Consider the following 602-nt stretch of genomic DNA (forward strand, 5'->3'; position numbering starts at 1 on the left):
CAAGAGTTATCGACTCTATATCAAGCTTTTTGTGTAGGAGAAACATCACCCTTACCAGAATTACCTATCCAGTACGCAGACTTTGCAGTTTGGCAAAGACAATGGTTGAGTGAGGAAGTATTTCAAAACCAACTCAATTACTGGAAACAGCAATTAGGTGATGCACCAGAACTTTTACAATTACCCAGCGATCGCCCTCGTCCAACTGTCCAAAGTTACCGGGGTACTACTCAAAGTTTTAGTTTAAATGCTGATTTGACACAGAAGTTGCAAACTCTGTCTCAGAATCACGGTACTACCTTATTTATGACTCTGTACGCAGCATTTGCCACTTTACTATATCGTTACAGTGGTCAGTCAGATATTTTAATCGGTTCTGGGATCGCCAATCGCAACCATAGTGAAATCGAGTCTTTGATTGGCTTTTTTGTGAATACCTTGGTGTTGAGAAGCCGTTTTGAAGATAATCCTAGTTTTGAGAGTTTACTTGCACAAGTCAGAGAAACCACACTCAAAGCTTATGAAAATCAAGATGTGCCTTTTGATAAAGTAGTTGAAGCACTACAACCACAACGTTCTTTAGCTTACTCTCCCTTTTTCCA

1 protein-coding gene is annotated in these 602 nt (G+C 39.9%); it reads left to right on the top strand.

Going from position 1 to position 602, the window contains the following annotated elements; translation table 11 throughout:
- Positions 1-602, top strand: a 602-nt coding sequence (locus tag HCR01_RS38190; protein ID WP_226890103.1) for a condensation domain-containing protein, incomplete at both ends; no start/stop codon positions are given.

It is taken from the genome of Nostoc sp. MG11, from assembly GCF_014904695.1.
In the GTDB taxonomy this organism is placed as follows: Bacteria; Cyanobacteriota; Cyanobacteriia; order Cyanobacteriales; family Nostocaceae; genus Komarekiella.